The organism is Isoptericola sp. MSGPD8_1_ISO-PGPR-S23-394, assembly GCF_058072785.1.
Genome location: NZ_CM176517.1, coordinates 1,484,909 through 1,508,252, shown reverse-complemented (window position 1 = coordinate 1,508,252; position 23,344 = coordinate 1,484,909). Strand labels below are relative to the sequence as shown.

The 23,344-nt window shown below is 73.3% G+C and carries 20 protein-coding genes; 6 read left to right on the top strand and 14 right to left on the bottom strand.

The features are described 5' to 3' along the window. Nucleotides 1-24: 24 nt before the first annotated feature. The 11 genes from leuA to hrcA all read right to left on the bottom strand — a co-directional run bounded on the left by leuA (nt 25) and on the right by hrcA (nt 13,029). Nucleotides 25-1,800: a 2-isopropylmalate synthase gene (gene leuA / locus AC3RJ8_RS06660; protein WP_489715126.1), complete on the bottom strand. Its 1,776-nt coding sequence runs from the start codon at nt 1,798-1,800 to the stop codon at nt 25-27. Nucleotides 1,801-1,972: 172 nt separating this feature from the next. Further along, nucleotides 1,973-3,748 (bottom strand): DUF7937 domain-containing protein, encoded by a 1,776-nt coding sequence (locus tag AC3RJ8_RS06655; RefSeq protein WP_489715125.1) that lies wholly within the window; start codon nt 3,746-3,748, stop codon nt 1,973-1,975. 100 nt (nt 3,749-3,848) lie between these two features. Beyond that, the gene (locus AC3RJ8_RS06650) at nt 3,849-5,438 is read right to left on the bottom strand and encodes an alpha/beta hydrolase family protein (protein ID WP_489715124.1); all 1,590 of its coding nucleotides are present in this window, start codon (nt 5,436-5,438) and stop codon (nt 3,849-3,851) included. A 48-nt stretch (nt 5,439-5,486) separates the two neighbouring features. After that, nucleotides 5,487-6,452, bottom strand: a complete 966-nt coding sequence (gene era, locus AC3RJ8_RS06645) for a GTPase Era (protein WP_489715123.1) — start codon at nt 6,450-6,452, stop codon at nt 5,487-5,489. Beyond that, a complete protein-coding gene (locus AC3RJ8_RS06640; RefSeq protein WP_489715122.1) occupies nt 6,449-7,783 on the bottom strand; it encodes a hemolysin family protein in 1,335 nt (444 codons plus the stop codon). Before AC3RJ8_RS06640 ends, era begins: the two co-directional genes overlap by 4 nt. Before the next feature lie 8 nt (nt 7,784-7,791). Beyond that, nucleotides 7,792-8,244, bottom strand: coding sequence for an rRNA maturation RNase YbeY (gene ybeY, locus AC3RJ8_RS06635; RefSeq protein WP_489715121.1), 453 nt, complete (start codon nt 8,242-8,244; stop codon nt 7,792-7,794). Further along, entirely contained in the window at nt 8,241-9,317 is a 1,077-nt protein-coding gene (locus AC3RJ8_RS06630) for a PhoH family protein (protein ID WP_489715120.1), read from the bottom strand. The genes ybeY and AC3RJ8_RS06630 overlap by 4 nt, the downstream gene beginning before the upstream one ends. Before the next feature lie 2 nt (nt 9,318-9,319). Further along, entirely contained in the window at nt 9,320-9,676 is a 357-nt protein-coding gene (locus AC3RJ8_RS06625; protein WP_407317364.1) for an HIT domain-containing protein, read from the bottom strand. A gap of 10 nt (nt 9,677-9,686) precedes the next feature. After that, nucleotides 9,687-10,469: a 16S rRNA (uracil(1498)-N(3))-methyltransferase gene (locus AC3RJ8_RS06620; protein ID WP_489715119.1), complete on the bottom strand. Its 783-nt coding sequence runs from the start codon at nt 10,467-10,469 to the stop codon at nt 9,687-9,689. Between the two features lie 357 nt (nt 10,470-10,826). Further along, complete coding sequence (dnaJ, locus tag AC3RJ8_RS06615) at nt 10,827-11,948, bottom strand: molecular chaperone DnaJ (protein WP_489715118.1); 1,122 nt, start codon at nt 11,946-11,948, stop codon at nt 10,827-10,829. 49 nt (nt 11,949-11,997) lie between these two features. Beyond that, nucleotides 11,998-13,029: a heat-inducible transcriptional repressor HrcA gene (gene hrcA, locus AC3RJ8_RS06610; RefSeq protein WP_489715117.1), complete on the bottom strand. Its 1,032-nt coding sequence runs from the start codon at nt 13,027-13,029 to the stop codon at nt 11,998-12,000. Nucleotides 13,030-13,298: 269 nt separating this feature from the next. On the opposite strand from hrcA, the gene AC3RJ8_RS06605 reads away from it, so the two are divergent. The 3 genes from AC3RJ8_RS06605 (at nt 13,299) to AC3RJ8_RS06595 (ending at nt 17,430) form a co-directional block, all read left to right on the top strand. Next, nucleotides 13,299-13,511, top strand: a complete 213-nt coding sequence (locus tag AC3RJ8_RS06605) for a hypothetical protein (protein ID WP_489715116.1) — start codon at nt 13,299-13,301, stop codon at nt 13,509-13,511. Further along, a complete protein-coding gene (locus tag AC3RJ8_RS06600; protein WP_489715115.1) occupies nt 13,508-16,438 on the top strand; it encodes a helix-turn-helix transcriptional regulator in 2,931 nt (976 codons plus the stop codon). The genes AC3RJ8_RS06605 and AC3RJ8_RS06600 overlap by 4 nt, the downstream gene beginning before the upstream one ends. A gap of 116 nt (nt 16,439-16,554) precedes the next feature. Continuing rightward, complete coding sequence (locus AC3RJ8_RS06595) at nt 16,555-17,430, top strand: DUF3097 domain-containing protein (protein WP_489715114.1); 876 nt, start codon at nt 16,555-16,557, stop codon at nt 17,428-17,430. On the opposite strand, the gene AC3RJ8_RS06590 is transcribed toward AC3RJ8_RS06595, so the two are convergent. Next, entirely contained in the window at nt 17,431-18,021 is a 591-nt protein-coding gene (locus tag AC3RJ8_RS06590; RefSeq protein WP_489715113.1) for a DUF4282 domain-containing protein, read from the bottom strand. A gap of 116 nt (nt 18,022-18,137) precedes the next feature. On the opposite strand from AC3RJ8_RS06590, the gene AC3RJ8_RS06585 reads away from it, so the two are divergent. Both AC3RJ8_RS06585 and AC3RJ8_RS06580 read left to right on the top strand, forming a co-directional pair. Further along, on the top strand, nt 18,138-18,533 hold the full coding sequence (locus tag AC3RJ8_RS06585; protein ID WP_489715112.1) for a DUF4870 domain-containing protein: 396 nt from the start codon (nt 18,138-18,140) through the stop codon (nt 18,531-18,533). A 138-nt stretch (nt 18,534-18,671) separates the two neighbouring features. Continuing rightward, nucleotides 18,672-19,154 (top strand): DUF4870 domain-containing protein, encoded by a 483-nt coding sequence (locus tag AC3RJ8_RS06580; RefSeq protein ID WP_489715111.1) that lies wholly within the window; start codon nt 18,672-18,674, stop codon nt 19,152-19,154. 51 nt (nt 19,155-19,205) lie between these two features. Here AC3RJ8_RS06580 and hemW read toward each other — a convergent pair whose 3' ends face one another. Both hemW and lepA read right to left on the bottom strand, forming a co-directional pair. Next, nucleotides 19,206-20,477 (bottom strand): radical SAM family heme chaperone HemW, encoded by a 1,272-nt coding sequence (gene hemW / locus AC3RJ8_RS06575; RefSeq protein ID WP_489715110.1) that lies wholly within the window; start codon nt 20,475-20,477, stop codon nt 19,206-19,208. A 1-nt stretch (nt 20,478) separates the two neighbouring features. Then, nucleotides 20,479-22,377 (bottom strand): translation elongation factor 4, encoded by a 1,899-nt coding sequence (gene lepA / locus AC3RJ8_RS06570; RefSeq protein ID WP_489715109.1) that lies wholly within the window; start codon nt 22,375-22,377, stop codon nt 20,479-20,481. A 141-nt stretch (nt 22,378-22,518) separates the two neighbouring features. Here lepA and AC3RJ8_RS06565 point away from each other — a divergent pair, with 141 nt between their 5' ends. Continuing rightward, on the top strand, nt 22,519-23,286 hold the full coding sequence (locus AC3RJ8_RS06565) for a maleylpyruvate isomerase N-terminal domain-containing protein (protein WP_489715108.1): 768 nt from the start codon (nt 22,519-22,521) through the stop codon (nt 23,284-23,286). Nucleotides 23,287-23,344 lie beyond the last annotated feature (58 nt).

Genomic DNA, 23,344 nt, shown 5'->3' with positions numbered 1-23,344 from the left:
GCCGCCGTCCCGACCGCTCGGTCGTCAGCGGCGCTCGGCGCGGTTCACGGCGGAGACGACGGCCTTCAGCGAGGAGGTGGTGATCGACGAGTCGATGCCCACACCCCACAGGACGTCGTCGCCCACGGCGCACTCGACGTAGGCGGCCGCCGAGGCGTCCCCACCCTCGGACAGCGCGTGCTCGGCGTAGTCCAGGACCTGCACGTCCAGACCGACGTGGCAGATGGCGTCGACGAACGCGGCGAGCGGCCCGTTGCCGGTCCCGGTCAGCGTGTGCTCCTCGCCGCGGTCGACGACGTCCACCTCGAGCCGCGTCGCACCGTCCTCGCCGGACGACGTCCGCGTGCGACGCAGGCGCAGGCGCCCCCACGGCTCCAGACCGGAGTCGGCATCCACCGGCAGGTACTCGTCCGAGAAGATCCGCCAGATGTCCTCCCCGGTGACCTCCTTGCCGCCGGTGTCGGTGTGCCGCTGGACAGCGGACGAGAACTCGATCTGGAGCCGGCGCGGCAGCTCCAGGTGATGCTCCGTCTTGAGCAGGTAGGCCACGCCGCCCTTGCCGGACTGACTGTTGACGCGGATGACCGCCTCGTACGAACGGCCCAGGTCCTTCGGGTCGATCGGCAGGTACGGCACGCCCCAGGTCAGGTCGTCGACCGGCTTGCCCTCCGCCTCCGCACGGGCCGCCATGTGGTCGAAGCCCTTGTTGATCGCGTCCTGGTGCGACCCCGAGAACGCCGTGAAGACCAGGTCGCCCACATACGGGTGCCGCTCGTGCACCGGGAGCTGGTTGCAGTACTCCACCGTCCGGCGGATCGCGTCGATGCCGCCGCCCACCGTGAAGTCGATCTGCGGGTCGATGCCCTGGCCGAACAGGTTCATGCCGAGCGTGACCAGGTCGACGTTGCCCGTGCGCTCACCGTTGCCGAACAGGCAGCCCTCGATGCGGTCCGCGCCGGCCTGGTAGCCCAGCTCGGCGGCGGCCACGGCCGTGCCGCGGTCGTTGTGCGGGTGCAGCGACAGCACGACGTTCTCGCGGTACCGCAGGTTCCGGCTCATCCACTCGATCGAGTCGGCGTACACGTTGGGCGTCGCCATCTCCACCGTCGCCGGCAGGTTGACGATCACCGGGCGCGACGCCGTCGGCTCCAGCACGTCGAGGACCTCGTTGCAGATCCGTGCCGCGAACTCCAGCTCGGTGCCCGTGTAGGACTCCGGGGAGTACTCGTAGTAGACGGTGGTCTCCGGGACCGTCTCCTCGAGCTTGCGGCACAGGCGCGCGCCCTGCAGGGCGATGTCCACGATACCGTCCATGTCGGAGCGGAAGACGACCTCGCGCTGGAGGATCGACGTCGAGTTGTAGATGTGCACGATCGCCTGCTTGGCACCGCGGATGGCGTCGTAGGTCCGCTCGATGAGGTGGTCGCGGCACTGCGTCAGCACCTGGATCACGACGTCGTCGGGGATCCGGCCCGACTCGACGAGGGTACGGACGAAGTCGAAGTCCGTCTGCGAGGCGGACGGGAAGCCGACCTCGATCTCCTTGTAGCCCATCTGGACCAGCAACTCGAACATGCGCAGCTTGCGCTCGGCATCCATCGGCTCGATGAGTGCCTGGTTGCCGTCCCGCAGGTCGACCGCGCACCAGCGCGGTGCCTTCTCGATCCGGCGGTCGGGCCACGTGCGGTCCGGCAGGTCGACGGCGATCTGCTCGTGGAACGGTACGTAGCGGTGGTACGGCATCCCGGAGGGGCGCTGCGGGTTGGCGGCGGAGATCCCGGTGGTTCCGGCGGTCTGCATCAGGGGTGTCCTTCGGTGGGGGGCTCAGTATCGGCCGGCGCACCACGAACCACCGCGGCGAGGGTCCGGCCTGTCAGTTGGCCCCGCCGCGGCACGGAAGGAGGAGGCTCACCACGTGCTGCACAGTCACACCGTACACCGTGCGTGGCCCATGTCACCCTGGCGTCCGCCGTCACCGGCGGGTGCGCAGCGCCGCGTCCACCGCCGGGTCGCCCAGCGCTCCCAGCCAGTCCAGCAGGGCCGGGTACGTCGAGGGGTTGGCGGCAACGTGCGGGCGCAGGTGCGGCGCCTCCTGGACGATCTGGGCGAGGTCCGCCAGCGGCGTCGTGGGATCGAGCGCCTGCTCGGGAGTCCATCGCGCACCCGGGACGTCCGCCACCGGAGGCATCACCTGGGTCTGGCTCGGGGGCTGCGACGCCGGCTGGGGCTGCGCGGCCACCTGCGGCTGCGCGCCCGTGTCGACGGGCGCCATCTGCTGGGTCGCGTCGGTGCCGGCGGCCCACGTCCCCCGCCACCGCGAACCCGCCTCGCCGGCCCGCGCCGGGACCGGCGCCTGAACGGCCGTGTCCTGCGTCGCGGACGCGCGCGGGCTGCGCTGCTGGGCGGCGGGCTCCTGCGCGGCGGGCTCCTGCGCGGCGGGCTGCTGCGGCGCGACGTGCCCGAGCGGCACCTCGGCGGACGTCGCACCCGCTGACCGCACGTCCGTGGCGGGCCGCTCGTCACCGGCCGGCGCGCCGGTGGGCGACCAGCCCGTCCCGTCCTCGCCAGCCGGTTCGGCATCGACGAACGCACGGACGGACGGCGGGAGGAGCAGCGCACCGAGCACCACGGCCGGCAGGGCCAGGGCGAGCAGCAGCTCCTCGACGTGGCTCCGCGTCCCGACGCCGGCCCGCGCCACGAGGATGACGAGCCCGAGCACCACCACGACGCAGGCGGCCCCGACGGCGGTGGCGTGCGCCGTGCGCGCGTCGCGCAGCAGGGCACGCCGTGCCAGGAACGCCACGACGACCACGAGGACCCCCACGACGAGCCGCAGGACCGGCTCCACGCCGAAGCCGAAGCCGGGGACGTCGGTCGCCGCCGCGGCGACGAGACGGACGACCGCCACGAGCGTGACGAACGTCCCCACGACGATCATCAGGTCCAGGGCACGCACGGCCACCCGGACCCACCGGGCCGCGGCGGACTCGACCGGCTCACCCACGGACGCCCGGAGACGCCCGAACACCGACGGCACCGCGAAGGCGGCGACGACGGGCAGCAGCAGCAGGCCGTACCGGTCCCCGTGCACGGACTCGACCCAGGCGTACTGCGAGCTTCCGCCCAGCAGCGCCAGCTCCAGGGCGACCGCGGCGCCGACGGCGACCAGGACGACACCGGCGGCGTCGTCCCCCTGCAGGAAGGCCCGGACGGTCAGCCACAGGACGGCGAGCACGAGCAGAGCGGCCAGGACCGCCCCCACGACGAGGGGCCACGGCCGCCCCGCGACGGCGGTCGTCAACGGGGTGGCCACGGCGGCCACGGCGACGACCGCGGCGGACACGACCAGCCCGCGCGTCGTGGGCAGCGAGGCGGCCAGGACGGCTCCCGCCAGCCCCAGGGCGAGGCCTGCTCCGACACCCGGAGTGCCGACCGACAGCACGTCGAGCACCAGGTGCAGGAGCACCACCAGGGCGTAGGGCGCGAGCCCCACCAGCCGGGCACGCGGAGCGGCGACCTGCGCCCACCCGTCCGGGACGATCCCTGCCCGGCGGGCGTACGGCGCCACGATCGCGAGGACGGCGACCACCGTGGTGAGCACCACCCAGAGCAGGTCGCTCCCGCGGCGCACCTCGTTCCAGGGCAGCGGCAGCGCCAGCAGGAGGGCGACGACGGCGACGATGTCACGCACGACGTCGCGCGTCGGGACGTCCGCGAACGGTGACCGAGGGTGGACGACGTCGGACATGGGTTCTTGCTCCCTGCAATGAGTGGACGACCGAGAAATATCGGTCGGGTCGTTTCTACCCGACGCGGGCCCCTCGCGTCAGGTCGGGCCCCCGGGCGCGTCAGATCCCGAGCTGGTAGACGCCCCAGTAGGCCAGGGTGAGCAGCAGCGACGCCGAGCCCGCCACGACGCACCACAGCACGACGCGTGCCGGCACCCAGCGCGCCACGCCCACGGAGCCGGCGGGACGCCGGGTCGAGCGTACGTCAGCCACCCGCTGCAGCAGCACCGCGGCGGCGACCGCCGTCACGACCCCTAGCAGGCGGACCGTGATCCAGCCGCCCTGGACGACCAGGTCGTTGCGCTGGTAGTCGAAGGCGAGCCGGGCGACGAGCAGCAGGTACACGGCCAGCGCGCCCGTCGTGGCGACAGAGCCGACGCCGAGCACCACCAGGGCGCCCCCGACGCCCGGCGCGAAGTCGTCGGCCGAACCGTGGGGGTGCGGCCGGGCGAGGCGCCGCACGCGCCGCAGCACGGCGACCAGCCCCCACGAGACGAGGGCGAGCACGATCAGGCCGGCACCTCCCAGCACGGCCGCCACGACGACGTCGCCGTTGCCCCACCAGCGCGGCTGCGGCACCGGCGCGGCCAGGTACAGCTGCTCCGGTGTCGCGCCGGCGACCTGCGGAGCCGCGTCGGCCGTGCCGGGCTGGCCCTGCACCCAGGCCGCGAGGTCCGGGACGACGTCGGGGTGCAGCGGGTGGTGGTCCGTGCCGTCCCGCACCCGCAGCCCGTGGTCCGCACCCTCGTAGTAGCGCACGGTCACCGGAGCGTCACCGGGCCCGGCCGCGGTGTCGGCGAGGATCAGCCGCGCGCCCTGCTCGAGCGGCATCGAGGCGTCCGCGGTGCCGTAGACGACCAGCACCGGCGCCGTCTGGCGGACGAGCCAGGGCCGCACGTCGAAGTCGGCGTACCCGAAGCCGCCACCTGGGAACTGCATGCCCACGGCCCGCGGGATCGCGCGGAACACCTGGTCGGGGACCCCCGTGTGGCGCAGGTAGTTGTCGACGGCGTAGGCCGCCTGCTCCCGCGGGGGGACCACGGGCGCCGAGGCGAGGACGGTGAAGGCGATGGACGGGTCGTCCGCCTGCAGGATCGGGACGATCCAGGCGCCCTCCGACTCGCCGTAGACGCCGACCCGGGTCGGGTCGACGCCGTCGACGCCGCGCAGCAGCTCGACCGACCGGTCGTAGTCGCGCGCCATCGCCTCGTAGTCGCGGTCGCGCAACGAGTACGTGTCGAGACGCTTGTCCGGCACCAGGGTGACGATGCCCGCGCTGGCCAGGTCGTCTGCCGTGTCGGCGAAGGCTTGCACGGCGCGGCCGGTCCCGGCGCCGTGGACGAACACCACGCCCGGACGGTCCGACAGCAGGCTGCCGTCGGCCTGCACCGGTCGCCGCAGGAGCCCGCCCACGGTGGCACCGTCCAGCTCGATCGTCACCGGCTCCGTGCGGACCTCGTGGTCGCCGACGGCCCCGAAATCCCCGGAGGCGACGGCGGCGGGGTCGACGCCCCCGATCCGCGTGTCGGGGGTCGTCGGCACCACGTGCTCGGTGACGGGTCGCGGGTCCCACTGCGGGCCGGCGACCGCGCCCACCACGGCCAGCCCGACCAGCAGCGCCGCACTCGTCGCGATCGTCCGGAACACCACCCACCGGATGCTACTCGCCGGAGCCCTCCGGGGAGGTTCCGGCGCGGCTCAGAACCCGAGCCGCTGCAGCTGCTTCGGGTCGCGCTGCCAGTCCTTGGCGACCTTGACGTGCAGGTCGAGGTAGATGCGCGTCCCGAGGAGCTTCTCGATGCCCTCGCGCGCCGTCGTGCCGACCTCCCGCAACCGGGACCCACCACGACCGATGATGATGCCCTTCTGGCTCTCGCGCTCCACGAACAGCGTGACCCGCACGTCCAGCAACGGGGCCACGGCCGGGACGTCGTCGTCACCGTCGTGACCGGTGCCCTCCCGCGGGACGATCTCCTCGACCGAGACTGCCAGGGAGTGCGGCAGCTCGTCGCGCACGCCCTCGAGCGCGGCCTCGCGCACGAGCTCGGCGATCATCGTCTCCTCGGGCTCGTCGGTGAGCTCGCCCCCCGGGTACAGGTCGGGGCCTTCCGGCAGGTGGGCCGCGAGCACGTCGGTCAGCTCGTCGACCTGGAAGCCGCCCTTGGCCGACACCGGCACGATCGCGGACCAGTCGAGGTCCATCGACGTCGCCAGCCGGTCGACCGCCACCAGGTGCTCGGCGAGCCGTCCCCGGTCGACCAGGTCGGACTTGGTGACCACGGCCACCACCGGAACCGGCCGGCGCCCCTGCATCAGGGGTGCGAGCTTGCTCGCGATGTACTTGTCGCCCGGCCCGATCTTCTGGTCGGCCGGCAGGCAGAACGCCACCACGTCGACCTCGCTGAGGGTGTCCTGGACGAGGGTGTTGAGCCGCTCGCCCAGCAGGGTGCGGGGGCGGTGCAGACCCGGCGTGTCGACCAGCACGAGCTGCGCGTCGTCGCGGTGCACGATCCCCCGGATGGTGTGCCGCGTCGTCTGCGGCCGCGCCGACATGATCGCGACCTTCTCCCCCACGAGGGCGTTGGTCAGGGTCGACTTGCCGACGTTCGGCCGGCCCACCAGGCAGGCGAAGCCGGAGCGGTGCGGGATCTCGTCGTGCGTCATGCGGAAACGTCCTTCTGATCGTGCGGCACGACGGCGTCGTCCGCTGCTTCGGGTGCACTCCTGCGGACCAGGATGCTGGCGAGCTGCTTGCGACGCCCCTCGACCCGTTCGGCCTCGAGGCGCAGCGGGCCGACGTCGGCTCGGGCGCCGGTCAGCGGGACCTTGCCCAGGTGCTTGGCGAGCAGGCCGCCCGCCGTGTCCACGTCGTCGTCGTCCAGGCGCAGGTCGAACAGCTCGCCCAGCTCGTCGACCGGCAGCCGCGCGGGGACCCGCCACACACCGTCGCCGAGGTCCTCCGGCATGGGCTCCGGAGCCGTGTCGTGCTCGTCGGTCAGCTCACCCACCAGCTCCTCGATGATGTCCTCGACCGTCACGAGGCCCGCCACTCCCCCGTACTCGTCCACCACGATCGCGATGTGCGAGCGGCGGGCCTGCATGTCGCGCAGGAGGTCGTCGGCCGGCTTCGACTCGGGGACGAACACCGGTGCACGGACGTGGTCGATGACGGGCCTGTCCTCCGCGGACGGGTCCGCGTCGAGGAGCCGGGCCACGTCCTTGAGGTAGACGACGCCGACCAGGTCGTCCACCGTGCGTCCCACGACCGGCACGCGGGAGAAGCCCGAGCGCAGGAACAGCCGCATCGCCTTGCGCAGCGGGGTGTGCGCCGGCGCCGTCACCATGTCCGGGCGCGGGACCATCACCTCGCGCGCCAGCGTGCCGCCGAGCTCCAGGGCGGACCGGAGCAGCTCGCGCTCCGGCTCCTCGATCGCTTCGTTCTCGCGGACCCGGTCGGCCATGTCGCGCAGCTCGTCGCCCTCCGGCGGTGCCGCCTCGCCCGGGGCGCGGCGCCGCGGCACCCAGCTCACGGCACGGTGCACCGCACCGAGGGGCCCGGCCAGCGCGACCAGGGCGCGCGCCGGGTGGTGGTGGGCCCAGGTGCGCGGGCTGAACCGCAGGAGCAGGACGCCGGCCACGAGCCCCACCACGGCGACGCCCAGCAACGCCTCCCACCAGCCGTCGAACCAGTCGGCGAGCAGGATGGCCAGCGCACCGATCGTGACCGACTCCGCGAAGACCCGCACGAGGGACAGCGAGACGGGCACCGCAGGGTCGGCGAGGAGCTGCTGGGCCCGGCGGATGCGCCGCACGCGGCCGGCGCTGGCCGGACCGGCCGGGTCGCCGTCGTCGTCGCCCGCGAGCGCCTCGGCGAGCGCGTCCGCGAGGGAGGCCCGCGTCGCCCGCTGCACCGCCGTCTGCCCCGCGCTGAGCACGGCCGAGAGGGCCAGGGCGACGAGCAGCACGAACCACAGCACCGTGTCGGGTGCGTCCACCGTGCCCGTCACCGTCCCGCGAGGAACGTGAGCAGGATCCGTCGCTGCAGCGCGAACATCTCCTTCTCCTCCTCGGGCTCGGCGTGGTCGTACCCCAGCAGGTGCAGGATGCCGTGCGTGGTCAGCAGCAACAGCTCCTCGGCCGTCGAGTGGCCGGCGACCTTCGCCTGCTGCACCGCCACGTCAGGGCACAGGACGATGTCCCCGAGCGTGCCCGGCGGGGTCTCCTCGCCCTCGCGTCCCGGGCGCAGCTCGTCCATCGGGAAGGAGAGCACGTCGGTGGGCCCCGGCTCGTCCATCCACCGCACGTGCAGGTCCGTCATCGTGGGCGTGTCGACGAACAGGACCGACAGCTCGCTGGACGGGTGCACGTGCAGGGTGTCGAGGGCGAAGCGTGCCAGCGCCGCGAACTCTGCCTCGTCGACCTCGTGCCCGGACTCGTTGTTGACCTCGATGCTCACCGGCGTCCCCCTCGCTCGTGGCGGCTGCCCCGCCGTGGACCGTCCGTGGGCCCGGCAGGGCGCGACGTGTCCCAGCGCGCGTAGGCGTCGATGATGTCGCTCACCAGACGGTGTCGCACGACGTCGGAGCTCGTCAGCCGGCAGAACTCGACGTCGTCGACGCCGGTGAGGATGTCCTCGACGACCCGCAGCCCCGAGGCGGTGCCGCCCGGCAGGTCGACCTGGGTCGCGTCGCCGGTGATGACCATCGTGGACCCGAACCCGAGCCGGGTGAGGAACATCTTCATCTGCTCGGCGGAGGTGTTCTGCGCCTCGTCGAGGATGATGAAGGAGTCGTTGAGCGAGCGCCCGCGCATGTAGGCCAGCGGCGCGACCTCGATGGTCGAGGACTCGATGAGCTTCGGGATCGAGTCCGGGTCGACCATGTCGTGCAGCGCGTCGTAGAGCGGGCGCAGGTACGGGTCGATCTTCTCGCTCAACGAGCCGGGCAGGTAGCCCAGCTTCTCCCCCGCCTCGACCGCGGGCCGGGTGAGGATGATGCGGTTGACGCGCTTGGCCTGCAGCGCCTGGACCGCCTTGGCCATCGCCAGGTAGGTCTTGCCCGTCCCCGCCGGGCCGATCCCGAACGTGATGGTGTTCGCGTCGATGGCCTCCACGTAGTGCTTCTGCCCGACCGTCTTGGGACGGATCGTCCGGCCCCGGCTCGACAGGATGTCGAAGGTCAGCACCTCGGAGGGACGCTGGGCGGAGGTGTCGGTGAGCATCGCCACGGAGCGGGAGACGACGTCCGGGGTGAGCGGGGTGCCTGACTCCACCACCTCGACGAGCTCGTCGAGCAGCCGCGAGACGATGACGACCTCGGCCGCGGGCCCGCGCACGGAGATCTCGTTGCCCCGCGCGTGCACGTCGACGCCCGGGAAGCCGTCCTCGACGGCGCGCAGCACGGAGTCCCGGCTGCCGAGCAGGGCGACCATCGGCAGGTGGGCGGGGACCACGACGCGGTGCTCCGACGCGTGCGTGGCCGCAGGGGTGGCCGAACGCACGGGGCGGTCGGAAGCGGCGGAGGTCGACATGCTCAGGCGGGGCTCCATCCGAGCTGGGTGCCGGCGATGACGTGGCCGTGGACGTGGAAGACGCTCTGGCCCGCCCGGGGGCCGGAGTTGAAGATGAACCGGTACTGGCCGTCGGCGAGGTCGTGCGCGACCGTGTCGGCGACCTCGACCACCTCCGCGAGCAGCGTCGGGTCGGCCGCGGCGAGCACGGAGACGTCCCCGTGGTGCTCGCGCGGCACGACGAGGACGTGCACGGGCGCCTGCGGGTCGATGTCGCGGAACGCCACGACCCGCTCCGTGGACTCCACGACGTCGGCCGGCAGCTCCCCGGCGACGATCCGGCAGAAGAGGCAGTCGCTCTCGGTCTCGACGTTCGTCATACGCTCCACGCTACCGCCACCGGCCCAGACGTTCGCTCAGGAGCGCCACCGCGACCGGTCCGGCGGTCGACGTGCGCAGCACGTGCGGCCCGAGCCGGGCCGCGACGGCGCCCGCGGCGGTGAACGACGCGAGCTCGTCGCCGCCGATCCCGCCCTCGGGCCCGACCACGACCAGCAGCTCGGCGGGGACGACATCGGACCCCGGCTCGACGGGCGCGGGCAGCGCGACGTCCGCCAGCGCCGTCGTCGCCTCCTCGTGGAGCACGACGACGGTGCCACCGGCGCCGATGACGTCGCGCGTCCGGGCGGCGAGCTGCCGGCTCGTCAGGTGCTCGGCGACGGGAGGCGACCAGGCGCGGCGCGCCTGCTTCACCGCGGCGCGCACCGTGGACTCCCACTTCGCCCGTGACCTCGCCGCCCGCGCGCCCCGCCAGACGACGACGGACCGGTCAGCCTGCCAGGGCACGACCGCGTCCACGCCGACCTCGACGGCCGCCTCGACGGCGAGGTGGTCGCGGTCACCCTTCGCGAGCGCCTGCACGAGCGTGAGCACGACGCGGGGAGCGGGCTCGACGTCGCGCGCCTCGATCCGCAGGTGCACGTCCTCGCGGTCCACGGCGGTCACGACGCCACGCAGCCTGGTTCCCGCGCCGTCGACCACGTCGAGGGTCTCGCCCGGCCCGCGGCGCTGCACGACACCGGCGTGGCGGCCCTCGTCGCCACTCAGGACGTAGACGTCTCCCGGCCGGACCGCGTGCAGGTCGTCGGCCGTGACGAAGACCGGAGCGCTCACGCTGCACACCTCTCACGTGACCACTGCGGTACCTCGCTCCGCCACACCTCGTCCCTCGGCGTACCTCCGCGGGGGCTCCTCGCGCTCACGCTGCACACCTGTCGCGTGACCGCTGCGGTACCTCGCTCCGCCACACCTCGTCCCTCGGCGTACCTCCGCGGGGGCTCCTCGCGCTCACGCTGCACCCCTGTCACGTGACCACTGCGGTGCCTCGCTCCGCCACACCTCGTCCCTCGGCGTACCTCCGCGGGGGCTCCTCGCGCTCACGCTGCACCCCTGTCACGTGACCACTGCGGTGCCTCGCTCCGCCACACCTCGTCCCTCGGCGTACCTCCGCGGGGGCTCCTCGCGCTCACGTCAGCGGCCGCTCAGCTTGTCCTTGAGCCGCGAGAAGACCCCCGGGTGCGCCGCGACGAGGCGCGGCTCGGGGCGCTCCTCGCCGCGCAGGCCCGCGAGCTGCTGCAGCAGCGCGGACTGCTCGTCGTCCAGGGCCGTGGGCACCTGCACCTCGACGTGGATGTTGAGGTCGCCGCGACCGTTGCCGTGCAGGTGGCCGACGCCGAGTCCCTTGAGCGTGATGATCTGGCCGGGCTGGGTCCCCGGGCGCAGGTCGATCTCCTCGAGCCCGTCGAGGGTGTCGAGCTCGAGGACGGTGCCGAGCGCCGCCGCCGTCATGGGGACCGGCAGCGTGCAGTGCAGGTCGTCGCCGCGACGCACGAACACGTCGTGCGCCTTCTCGCGGATCTCGACGTACAGGTCGCCGGCAGGGCCGCCCCCGGGGCCGACCTCGCCCTGCGAGGTCAGCTTGATGCGGGTGCCGGTGTCGACGCCCGCCGGGACGTTGACCGTGAGGCTGCGCCGCGAGCGCACGCGGCCCTCGCCGGAGCACTCCGCGCAGGGCTCGGGGATGACGGTGCCGAAGCCCTGGCAGGCGGCGCACGGCGCCGTCGTCATGACCTGGCCCAGGAACGACCGCGCGACGCGCTGCACGTTGCCGCGGCCGTGGCAGACGTCGCAGGTGCGCACGTCGGTGCCGGGCCGGCAGCCGTTGCCGCTGCAGGTGCCGCACACCACGGCGGTGTCGACCTGCAGCTCGCGCTTGACACCGAACGTCGCCTCGACGAGGTCGATGTCCATGCGCACCAGCGCGTCCTGCCCACGCCGGGCGCGGGGCACCGGGCCGGAGGCCTGGCCGCCGCCGAAGAACGTCTCGAAGATGTCCTGGAAGCCGAAGCCCTGGCCGAAGCCGCCGCCCGCTCCCCCGCCCGGGGCGGTCGGGTCGACACCGAGGTCGTACTGCTCGCGCTTCTCGCGGTTGGACAGCACCTCGTAGGCGCGGGCGACGTCCTTGAACTTCTCCTCGCCGTCGGCGCCCGCGACGTCCGGGTGCAGCTCGCGGGCGAGCTTGCGGTAGGCCTTCTTGATCTGCTCGGGCGAGGCATCGCGCTCGACGCCCAGGATCTCGTAGTAGTCGGTCACAGCTCTCTCTTCGGTGACGTACGCAGTCTGGTCAGGGGACCCGCGCGGCTCAGCTCGGCAGCACGCGGGAGAGGTAGCGGGCCACGGCGTGCACGGAGGCGATCGTGCCGGGGTAGTCCATGCGGGTGGGACCGATCGAGCCCAGGGTCGCCACGGGGTCGCCGCCCGAACCGTAGTCCGAGACGACGACCGAGGCCTCCGTGAGCCCGTCGAGGCGGTTCTCGTGACCGATGCGCACCCCGACGCCGTCGGTCGACATCTCGGTGAGCAGCCCGAGCAGGATCACCTGTTCCTCGAGCGCCTCGAGGACGGGGCTCAGCCCCTGCTCGAACGTGGACTCGGAGCGCGCGAGGTTGGCGGTGCCCGCCAGGACGATCCGCTCCTCGCTCTCCTGGCCGAGGGTGTCCACGACCAGGTCGGCCACGACGCCGGCGACGCCGGCCACGGCCGGGCCGACGGCCTCCACCACCGCGGTCAGGGCCACCGGCAGCTCCGCGAGCCGTTTGCCGGCCGCGGCGGCGTTGAGGCGAGCACGCAGCTCGGCGAGCGTGGCCTCGTCGAGCGCCGTCCTGCCGTCGCTGGTCACGGGCACCTCGCAGAACCGCTGCTCGACCCGGCCGGTGTCGGTGATGACGACCACCAGCAGGCGGTCGTCGGCCACCGGCACGAGCTCCAGGTGGCGCAGCCCCGACCGCCGCAACGACGGGTACTGCACCACGGCGACCTGTCCGGTGAGCTGGGCGATCAGTCGCCCGGCACGGACGAGGACGTCGTCCAGGTCCACCGCCTCGGACAGGAACGTCTCGATGGCCCGCTTCTGGGGAACGGTCAGCGGACGCACCTCGGCGAGCCGGTCGACGAAGAGCCGGTAGCCGGCGTCGGTGGGCACCCGCCCGGCCGACGTGTGCGGCTGGGCGATGTAGCCCTCCTCCTCCAGCGCGGCCATGTCGTTGCGGATGGTGGCGGGCGAGACGCCCAACCGGTGACGCTCCGTCAGCACGCGCGAGCCCACGGGCTCGCGCGTGGTGACGTAGTCCTCCACGATGGCGCGCAGCACCTCGAGCCGACGTTCCTCGCTCACTCCTGCGCCTCCCTCCGTCGAGCACCCGCGGCGCCCCGGTGACTGACCACTCCCGATGACTTAGCACTCTCGATCGCTGAGTGCCATCCTACGCGTCCCCGCCGACAGCACCGCAGCCCGTCCGCGTGGCTGAGGTACCTCAGGCACGCCCCGGCGGCCCGACCTGCCCGAGAACCGGGCACCTGCCCGATCCGCGCGCCTGCCTCAGCGGACGAGAGTGGATCGCGACGGGCCGCCCGGGCCCGTCGGAGCCGTCCAGGGAGGCCACCATGCACCTCGAACACCTCACCGAGCACCGGCTGCGCGAGGCGGAGCTGGTCCGACGCGTCGAGCAGGCACGGCAAGTCCGCGAGCGCCGCGCCACCCGGCAGCCCGAGCCCGCCCCGGCCACGGAGCCGGAGCCGGGGTCCGGCCGGCCGGACAGAGGCCGCCCGACGGCGCGGCGCCACCGCCCTGCCCTGCTGCGGCGTCGTCCGGCGTGAGCACGAGCGCGGCGGCGGAGAAGCACGACCAGCCGGCCTCCTGGCACGATGTCCGTGTGCCCCTCGATCCGTCCCCGCTCGTCGGCCGTACCGACCAGCTCGCCACCCTCCGCGGCGCCCTGGCAGCGGCACGTCAGGGCTCCGGCGGCACCGTGCTGCTGGCCGGCGAGGCCGGGATCGGCAAGACACGACTCTTGACCGAGCTGCTCGCCACCGCACCGCCGGACGTGCTCGTGACCCGCGGCCAGTGCGCCGGCTCCGGGTCCGGCCCCGTGCCGTACGCGGGCGTCGAGGGCGTGCTGCGCGACGTCGTCGCCGCCCTGGGCCGTGCCGACGCGCTCGCCGCGGCCGGTCCCGCGGCCGACGCCCTCGGCGTGATCATGCCGGGCCTCGTCGACGTCCGCCGCGACATCGACGGCGGGCGGGCACCGGACGTGCTCACCGAGCTCCTCACCACGCTGGCCGGCGAGCGTCCCGTCCTCGTCGTCCTCGAGGACATGCACTGGTCCGACGACGTCACCCGCGCGGTCGTGTCCCGGCTCGCCCGCGCAGCCGCCACCACCCCCCTGTACCTCGTGGCCACCTATCGCAGCGACGACGTCGACCGTCGTCACCCGTTGCGCACCACCGTCGGCGAGCTCGACCGCGCCCGCCTCGTCACCCGCGTGGAGGTGCCGCGCCTGGACGCCGGGCAGGTCGCCGCGCTCGTCCGGTCGGTGCTCGACGACGCCGGCACGGAGGCGCTCGACGCGAGCGGTCTGGCCGACCTGGTGGAACGCTCCGAGGGCGTCCCGTTCTACGTCGAGGAGCTCGCGAGCTGCGTCGACGAGTCGATGCCGGACTCGCTGCGCGACGTGCTGCTGCTGCGCTACTCCCAGCTCTCGGCGCCCGCGCAGGAGTTCTGCCGGCTGGTGGCCGCCGCCGGCGCCCGGGCGACGCACGACGTCCTGGAGGCCGTCCTCGGCGACGAGGAGCTCACCGCGGCGGAGCCCGCCGCGCGAGAGGCGGTCGACGCGCTCGTCCTGGTCGCGGAGCCCGACGGATACCGGTTCCGGCACGCCCTGATGCGCGAGGCGATCGACGACGAGCTGCTGCCGACCGAGCGCCGCCGTCTGCACACCGCCTACGCGGAGGCGCTCGCGGCACGCCCCGCCACCGTCCCCCGGCTCGCCGAGATCGCCGACCACTGGTGGCGCGCCCGGGTGCTGGACCGTGCGCTGTCGTCCGCCGTCCGGGCCGCCCTGGTCGCCGGCTACGACGCCGCCACGTCCACGTCCGTGGCGCTCGGCGAGCGCGCCCTGGACCTGTGGGACGTCGTGCCGGACGCCGAGGCCGTCACGGGCACGACCCACCACGAGCTCCTGCTGCGGGTCGCCGACGCGCAGAAGGACGCGACCCGCCTGGACCGCGCCCTGGCCCTGGCCCGGCAGTCCTACGCCGAGTGGCCCGCCGACGACCCGGGCGGACGGGCCGGGACGCTCGGCGTCGTGGCCCTGCACACCTTGCGCACGGGTGACCCGTCCGGGCTCCCGCTGCTGCACGAGGCCATCGCGAGCGCACCGGACGACCCCGCCCCGCTCGCCCCGCTGCTGCGGATGCAGGCCCGCACGGCGATGATCGGGGGCCGGTACGAGGAGGCGATCCGCACCGCCGCAGCGGGGATCGAGGCCGCGACGGCCGTCGGCGACACCTCGACGCTCTCGGCCCTGGTCAACGCCCGCGCCCTGGCCAGGATCGCCACCGGCGAGCTGGACGCCGTCGCCGAGCTGGAGGAGTCCCGCCGGCTCGCGGGCGACGACTGGTCCGCGCTGTCCCGGTACTTCACCAACGCTTCGGACACGCGCCTCAAGCTGGGACGCTTCGCCGAGGCGCGGAGCATCGCCCAGCAGGGCGCCGACCAGGCGCGCGCCCGAGGGGCCGGTCGCGTGAGCTTCGCGATGCTCGAGGGCAACGTCACCGAGGCGCTCATCGGACTGGGCCGCTGGGACGAGGCCGACGCCTGGTACGAGCACGCCACGACGGTGGTCGAGCCGAGCACCTATGCGGTGTACCTCGCCGAACGGTGGACGTGGCTCACGCTGTGGCGGGGCCGCACCGAGGCCGCCCAGGCGATGGCCCGCCGGCACCGCGCGGTGTGGCTGCGTCACGAGCGCGTGGAGATGCAGGTGCGTTCAAGGGTCCGGGGCACGCTCGCGGAGCTGGCGCTCGCTCGCGACGACCTCACCGACGCGTTGGACCTCGTCGCACCGGCCACGGACCCGGAGCGCCTGCACGGCGCGTACGCCCTGCCGGTGCTCGCCGTGGCCGCCCGAGCGCTCGCCCGCGCCCGGGACGCCGGCCGGGCGATCGACGTCGCCCCGTTCCGGGCGGCCCTCGACGCCGTCGCCTTCTGGCCCACGCACCCGGTGTGGGCGGCGGTGTTCGACGCCGAGCTCGGCGACGGACCGTGGGCGGCGGCCGCCGCGTACGGCCCCGACGACGGCGCGCCGGCCCACCTGCGGCCCTACGCGCTGTGGCGGGACGGGCAGGCCCGCCTCGCGGCCGGGGACAAGAGCGCTGCCCGGCGCTCGCTCGTCGACGCGGTCGACGCGGGCAGGACCGTCGGCGCCGGCTTCGTGACCGACCGCGCCGCCGCGCTCCTGGCGGACGCCGGCCTGACCGATCGCAGCACCCGCGGACGCGGCGGACCGGCCGGCGAGGCACCCGCCGGCGCCCCGGCGGCGCGGATCGACGGGCTCACCGGCCGCGAGCGGCAGGTGCTCGATCTGGTGGCCGACGGACTGACCAACGGCCAGATCGCCGAGCGCCTGTACATCTCGCGCAAGACCGCGTCGGTGCACGTCTCGGCGATCCTGCGCAAGCTCGGCGTCTCGTCGCGCACGGAGGCGGCCGTCGTCGCCCGCACCGACCGCCGCCCCGCGACGTAGGACCTCCGGCCGTCCGGGAGCACCGGCGGCGTGCTTCTCCACGACCGGCGGCACGACTTCGCGGACACGGGGTGTCGGTCGCCGCCGCCGGCACCGGCGCCGCCTACGCTCACCGCGTGCACGACCGCTACGGACCCGACGTCCTCGCCTCGAACCGTCCGCCCGGCGCCCCGGACGGGTCGGCCCACCACCGCCGTCGACCGACCTCGCAGCCGCGTCCCGCCGAGGCCGGGCTGGTCGTCGAGGACGTGCAGACCGGCTGGGTCGGGGCCGTCGTCCGCGTGGAGAAGTCCGGCGGGATGCACCTGGTGGTGCTCGAGGACCGGCGCGGCCGGACACGGTCGTTCCCGCTCGGCCCGGGCTTCTGGGTGGACGGCCGGCCGGTCGAGCTCACCGCCCCCGTGACCTCGCGTGCCCCCGCGGCCCCGACCCGGACGGCCTCCGGCTCGGTCGCCGTCCACGGCACCCGCGCCCGGGTGGCCCGTGGCTCGCGGATCTGGGTCGAGGGCAAGCACGACGCCGAGCTCGTCGAGAAGGTCTGGGGCGACGACCTGCGCATCGAGGGCGTGGTCGTGGAGATGCTCGACGGGGTCGACAACCTCGCCGAGGCGCTGGCGGAGTTCGCGCCCACGCCGCAGCGTCGGGTCGGCGTGCTGGTCGACCACCTGGTGCCCGGTTCGAAGGAGCAGCGGCTCACCACCGAGGCGCTGCGAGGCGCGCCCGAGGGAACCGTGCTCGTGCTGGGCCACCCCTACGTCGACGTGTGGCAGGCGGTGAAGCCGGGCCGGGTCGGCCTGGAGAGCTGGCCGACGATCGACCGCGGGACGGAGTGGAAGATCGGCATCCTGCGCGAGCTCGGCTGGCCCGCGGGCGGCCCGGCCGACGTCGGCCGGGCCTGGCAGCGCATCCTGGCGACCGTGCGGGACTTCCGAGACCTCGACCCGGCCCTGCTGGGCCGGGTCGAGGAGCTCATCGACTTCGTGACGGCCTGATCACATGATCCCGTCGCGACGGGCGTAGAGGTTGACCTTCTCCGAGATCGAGACGATGGCCTGGACGAACTCCAGGCCGATGCGCCACAGCGCCAGGTAGACCAGCGCGACGATCCAGCCGAAGAGGATGCCGATCAGACCGACGTACCACTGGTCGGAGAACAGGGTGACGAACGAGGCGATGAACGCCACCAGCCACCAGAAGGCGATGAGGATCGTCACGATCACGTAGATGATCTTGACGACCTTCGGCGTCACGTAGTTCGTGAACGAGTAGTCGAACAGCGCACCGAAGAAGCCCTTGGTGTCGTCTCGCGCCACACCGGCCGCTGACGACGCGGCACCCGCGTAGAACGGCCGGTCGTCCACCGGCCGCTCACCGATCGGCTGCTGGTAGTGACCGGGCTGGGACGCGGGCGGCGGCTGCCGGTGCGGCTCCTGAGGCGCCGGGCCCGGGCTCGGCGGCTGCTGGCCCGGCTGCGGCCGGTACGGCTCCTGCGGGGGTGACCCGGGGCTCGGCGGCTGGCCCGGCTCACGGCCGTACGGATCGCCGTCCGGCCGTCCGGGGGGCGTGGGAGTGTTCTCGCTCATCGTTCCTCCTGGTGGATGGGGCGGACCGACACCACTGTCAACCCGCCCGTCGTCCCGCGCCACCGGAACGCGGCCCGACATCTGCGTGGCTGCGTCCCCTTTGCGAGGATGAGGGCATGACCCAGTACCCACCACCGCCCGACCAGCCCACCGGGCCGCGACCGCTGTCGCAGTCCGACGAGCGCACGTGGGCGATCTTCGCTCACGTCGGACCGTTGCTCCTGCTGGCGATGAGCGTCGGCACCCTGGGGTTCCTGGCCCCGCTGGTGATCTGGCTCGTCCTGCGCGACCGCAGTGCCTTCGTCGCCGACCAGGCCAAGGAGGCGCTGAACTTCCAGATCACCCTGCTCATCGTCACGGTGGTCGGCTGGGTCCTGACGACCGTCCTCATCGGTTGGCTCGTCCTCGTCGCGGCGTGGATCGCCGGTCTCGTCCTGGCGATCATCGCGGCGGTGACGGTCAACCGGTACGAGGCCTACCGCTACCCGGTCAGCCTGCGTCTGGTGAAGTAGCCGACAGGGAGCAGCCGGCGCGGCGCGGTCACCGGGTGAAAAACCTCAGGTGTCCGTCAATTCTTTCCCCCGGCTTGTTCACGGGCGGTAGCGTGCGTGCGGCATCTCGCCCATATCGACACACGACGGAGTATCTCGTTGACTGAGACGACACCCGACCCGCAGCAGCCCGCCGAGCCCACGCCGCAGCAGCCGGGATCCCAGCAGCCCGCGCAGCAGCAGCCCGCGCAGCCCCCGTACCCGGCGCCCGCGGCGCCCGGGCCCGTGCCGCCGTCCGACGAGCGCACATGGTCGATCGTCGCCCACGCCGGCGGCATCCTGACCTGCTTCATCGTGCCGCTCGTGGTGTGGCTGATCTACAAGGACCGCAGCCAGCGCCTCGACCACCAGGGCAAGGAGGCGCTCAACTTCCAGCTCACGCTGCTCATCGCCTACGTCGGCATCCCCATCGTGTCGACCATCGTGGCGATGATCCCGATCATCGGCCTGATCAGCGTCCTCGGCGGGCTCCTGGTGTTCGCTGCCTGGGTCGGCTCGATCGTCTTCGGGATCCTCGGGGCGATGGCCGCCTCGCGGGACGAGTGGTACACCTACCCGTTCAAGATCACGTTCATCAAGTGATCCGTCGGGTGGTGGTCCGGCCACCGGCCGGACCACCACCCGGACAGCCCGTCAGACGGTCAGCTCGCGCACGACGGCGTCCGCGAGCAGCCGTCCGCGACGAGTGAGCACGGCACGGCCCTTCACTGCGGCTGTGCCGTCGAGCAGCCCGGAGGCGACGAGGCCGGCGACCGCCCGTCGCCCGTCCGCGTGCAGGACCTCGAGGTCGAGCCCATCGGCCAGCCGGACACCGAGCATCACCTGCTCCAGGTGCGCCTCCCCGCCCGTGAGGATCTCGCGTCCCGCCCCGGGGGACGCCCCGGACTCCAGCAGGGCGGCGTAGCGCCGCGGGTGCTTGACGTTCCACCAGCGCACCCCGGCCTGCCCGTGCTCGGCCGGGCCGTCGTCGTCGGACCGTCGAGCACCCACGTACGAGTGTGCGCCGGGCCCGATCCCCCACCAGTCGTCGCCGCGCCAGTACGCAAGATTGTGACGACAGGCGTGCTCCGCGCCGCGTGACCAGTTGCTGACCTCGTACCAGCCGAGCCCCGCCGCGGTGAGCAGGTCGTCCGCGACCTCGTACTTGGCGGCCTGGTCGTCCTCGTCCGGCAGGCGGACCTCGCCGCGGCGGACCTGCGCGGCCATCTTGGTCCCGGCCTCCACGACCAACGCGTACGCCGAGACGTGGTCGACGCCGGTGGCCAGCGCGACCTCGACCGAGGTGCGCCAGTCGTCGAGCGACTCCCCCGGTGTGCCGTAGATGAGGTCGAGCGAGACGTCGAGGCCGGCCTCGCGCGCCCAGCGCACGATGTCGGGGATGCGCGCCGGGTCGTGGGTGCGCTCCAGCGTGGCCAGCACGTGCGGCACCGCCGACTGCATCCCGAAGGACACGCGCGTGAACCCGGCCTCGGCCAGCACCGCCAGCGACTCCGGCGTCACCGAGTCGGGGTTGGCCTCCGTGGTGACCTCGGCGTCCGGCACCAGCCCCCAGGCGTCACGCACGCCGGCGAGGATCCGGGCGAGGTCGGAGGCCGGCAGCATCGTCGGCGTCCCGCCGCCGAAGAACACGGTCGAGACCGGCCGACCGCCGAGGCCGGCGTCGTCCAGGACGCGGGCCGCGAGGTCGACCTCGCGCAGCGCCGTCGTCGCGTAGGCGACCTGCGAGGCGCCACCGCCCAGCTCCGAGGCCGTGTAGGTGTTGAAGTCGCAGTAGCCGCACCGCACCGAGCAGAACGGCACGTGGACGTAGACACCGAAGCCCGCTCGCGCCGCGGCGCCGTCGGACACGAAGGAAGGCAGCGCGCCGTCCGCCGGGACGGCCTCGCCGTCGGGAAGAGCCGGCACGCTACTTCTTCTTGTCCTTCGTCTCCTTGCCCCCCGCGCCGTCGGAGGACAGGGCGGCGATGAAGGCGTCCTTCGGGACCTCGACCGACCCGATGTTCTTCATGCGCTTCTTGCCCTCCTTCTGCTTCTCGAGCAGCTTGCGCTTGCGGGAGATGTCACCGCCGTAGCACTTGGCGAGCACGTCCTTGCGGATCGCGCGCACCGTCTCGCGGGCGATGACCCGGGCGCCGACGGCGGCCTGGATGGGCACCTCGAACTGCTGGCGCGGGATGATCTCCTTGAGCTTGGCGGTCATCTTCACGCCGTACTCGTAGGCCGCGTCCCGGTGCACGATGGCGCTGAACGCGTCGACCTGGTCGCCCTGCAGCAGGATGTCGACCTTGACGAGGTCCGCGGCCTGGTCGCCGACGGGCTCGTAGTCCAGGGAGGCGTAGCCCCGCGTGCGGGACTTCAGGGCGTCGAAGAAGTCGAAGACGATCTCCGCCAGGGGCAGGGTGTAGCGCAGCTCCACCCGGTCCTCGGACAGGTAGTCCATGCCCTGCATGGTCCCGCGACGGTCGGTGCACAGACCCATCACGGTGCCGACGAACTCGCTGGGGGCCAGCACCGTGGCCTTGACCACGGGCTCGCGGACCTCCTTGATCTTGCCGCCGGGGAACTCCGAGGGGTTGGTCACCTTGACCTCGGTGCCGTCCTCCATCGTCACGTCGTAGACGACGTTCGGGGCGGTCGAGATGAGGTCGAGGTCGAACTCGCGCTCCAGGCGCTCGCGCACGATCTCCAGGTGGAGCAGACCCAGGAAGCCCACGCGGAAGCCGAAGCCGAGCGCCACGGACGTCTCCGGCTCGTAGTTCAGCGCCGCGTCGTTGAGCTTGAGCTTGTCGAGGGCGTCGCGCAGCGTCGGGTAGTCCGAGCCGTCGACCGGGTACAGCCCGGAGAACACCATGGGCTTGGGCTCGGCGTACCCGCCCAGGGCCTCGGTGGCCGGCTTGTTGGCGGTCGTCACGGTGTCGCCCACCTTGGACTGACGGACGTCCTTCACCCCGGTGATGAGGTAGCCCACCTCGCCGACGCCGAGCCCGTTCGTCTTGATCGGCTCGGGAGAGATGACGCCGATCTCGAGCAGCTCGTGCGTGGCGCGCGTGGACATCATCTGGATGCGCTCGCGCGGGTTGAGGTCGCCGTCGATCGCCCGCACGTACGTCACCACACCGCGGTAGGTGTCGTAGACGGAGTCGAAGATCATGGCGCGCGCGGGGGCGTCCGGGTCGCCCACGGGTGCCGGGACGCGCTCGACGATGCGGTCCAGCAGCGGCTCGACGCCCTCGCCGGTCTTGCCCGAGACCTTGAGGACGTCCGCGGGGTCACCGCCGACGAGGTTCGCGATCTCCTCGGCGTACCGCTCCGGCTGCGCCGCCGGCAGGTCGATCTTGTTGAGGACCGGGATGATCTCGAGGTCGTTCTCCATCGCCAGGTACAGGTTGGCGAGCGTCTGCGCCTCGATGCCCTGGGCGGCGTCGACGAGCAGCACGGCGCCCTCGCACGCGGCCAGCGAGCGCGACACCTCGTAGGTGAAGTCGACGTGGCCGGGCGTGTCGATCATGTTCAGCGCGTAGGGCGTCAGCGGCGCCTCGTCGCCGTCGCCGTCACGGACGGCCCACGGCATCCGCACGGCCTGCGACTTGATCGTGATGCCGCGCTCGCGCTCGATGTCCATCCGGTCGAGGTACTGCGCTCGGGCGTCGCGCGGCTGCACCACGCCGGTGAGCTGCAGCATGCGGTCCGCGAGCGTCGACTTGCCGTGGTCGATGTGCGCGATGATGCAGAAGTTGCGCAGGAGCTCGGGCGCGGTGGCGTTCGGCTGGATGCGCTCGCTGAGTGCGGGGGACGGGATGGGCAACGCGTCTCGCTCCGTCGGGTCGGGGCAGGGTGATGGGCCTGGTCATTCTCCCATGCCCCGGTGGTCCCGTGGGCTGCATCTCGACGGCTCCTGGCAGACCGGGCCCTTCACTCCCACCCTGCCGCGCTCTAGCGTGACGTCATGGCCACGCCCGCACCCGCCGTCGACCCCGCCTCCGGACGCCGCACCGACGGGAGGGACCTCGACCGGCTGGCGCTGCTGGGCGGGCTGCAGCAGGCCTTCGCCGCGGACGCCGGCGGCGCGGACCCGCGGGCTCCGGTGCCGGCCTGCGGGCGCTGGCGCGTGCGGAACCTCGTCACCCACCTCGCGCGGATCCACCACTGGGCCGCGGGCCAGGCCCGCCGCGCCCAGGAGACGCCGCTGGGCCGCGGCCAGTTCGACCTGGTGCCGTTCTACACGGAGCAGGCGGCCGAGATCCGGGACACCCTGGCAGCCCTCGGCCCGGACGCGACGTCGTGGACGCTGCTCGGCAACGGCCCCGCCTCGTTCTGGCGGCGACGTCAGATGCACGAGACCCTCGTCCACCTGCACGACCTGCGGGCCGCCCGGCTCGGGTCGGGCGCCGCCGTCGCCGACCAGGCGCCGATCGAGGTCCCGGCGGAGGTCTGGGCGGACAACGTGGACGAGGTCGTGCGGATGTTCACCCCGCGTCAGGTGCGGCTGGGCAGGATGGGACCGTTGCCCGTGACTGTCGCCCTTGAGGCCACCGACGTCGGCTGGTCGTGGAGCCTCGGCGACGGTTCCTCCCCCGACGCCACGGTGCGGGCCGGCGCCCACGATCTCGCGCTCCTCCTGTGGCACCGCCTGGCGCCGTCGGAGACCGACCTCGAGGTGGTCGGCGAGCGGGCCGCCCTCGACGTCCTCCTCGAGTCACCGGTGGTCCCGTGACCCGGGCGCGCAAGGTCACCTGAGACGTCGTCTCGTTCGCGATCGACCCGCACCGCTG